Origin of the sequence: uncultured Campylobacter sp. (genome assembly GCF_938045595.1) — a bacterium.
Lineage (GTDB): Bacteria > Campylobacterota > Campylobacteria > Campylobacterales > Campylobacteraceae > Campylobacter_B.
On sequence record NZ_CALIBB010000294.1, the window covers coordinates 1 to 1,008 of the forward strand.

The window sequence follows — 1,008 nt, forward strand, 5'->3', positions numbered from 1 at the left end:
GTTTATGCTCTCGCTCATCGCCTTTTTGATAAGCCCCGGGGCTACGACGTTTGCCGTGATCTTGCGGCTTGCAAGTTCTATCGCTAGCGATTTTGCCGCGGCGATTAGACCTCCTTTGCTAGCGGCGTAGTTGCTTTGACCGCGGTTGCCGGCAATTCCGCTAACCGAGCTCATCACTACGATACGTCCGCCCTTTTTGGCACGGATCATCGGCATCAGTGCGGGCTTTAGGACGTTATAAAACCCGCCTAAATTCGTATCTATCACGCTTTGCCAATCCTCGCGCTCAAACCACACGAAGGAGTTATCTCGCGTGATACCAGCATTTAGCACAATGCCCCAGTATGCGCCGTTTGCCTCTATGTCTGCTTCGATATGTTCCTGCGCCGCAGCGGTATCTGCGACGTCAAATTTTAAAATTTGAACTTCCGCCGCGCCCGCGTCCAAACAGCGCTTCGCTACGTCTTTTAGCTTGGCTTCGTTGCGCCCGTTTAGCGCCAAGCCGTAGCCCTTTTGCGCTAAATTTAACGCACACGCCTCGCCGATACCGCCGCTTGCTCCGGTGATTAAAATTCTCTTAGCCATTTATACTCTTTAGCATTTCATCGTTCGGGTTCATCACGCTTAGCGTGGCGCTTGCGATATGTTTGCCGCCGCAGCGGATCTCACAGTCGAAGATATATAACCCCTCGCCGTCGCTTACGCTCTGCCTCGCCGTCGCGATCACGCGCTCGCCTACTTTCAGGCTTGCGCGCGAAATATCAAGGTTTCGCACGCCCAGTAAAAACCCAAGCCTCGCCTCGCCGTCGTTTCTGTAGCCCGAATACACGCCGATGCACTGCGCCATTATCTCCATATACGCGTAGCTGCCGAGCTTGCCGTCTTCGGTAAACGGCGAGTCCTCTTTAACGCTAAACGCGCAGCTTACGTAACCGTCGCTAACCTCTAAAATTTCATCTGCGAAGACCATACATCCGCTCTGCGGTAGGATACTAGAGGCTCTCATAC

General features: G+C 53.5%; 2 protein-coding genes. Both read right to left on the minus strand.

Annotation, left to right across the window (positions count from 1 at the left end; translation table 11 throughout):
• Positions 1-585 (minus strand): SDR family NAD(P)-dependent oxidoreductase (locus tag Q0340_RS11375; RefSeq protein ID WP_298083395.1); only part of this gene is annotated, 585 nt, incomplete at its 3' end.
• The coding region (locus tag Q0340_RS11380) for a hypothetical protein (protein ID WP_298083396.1) at positions 578-1,008 on the minus strand (431 nt) is incomplete at its 5' end. The genes Q0340_RS11380 and Q0340_RS11375, both read right to left, overlap by 8 nt.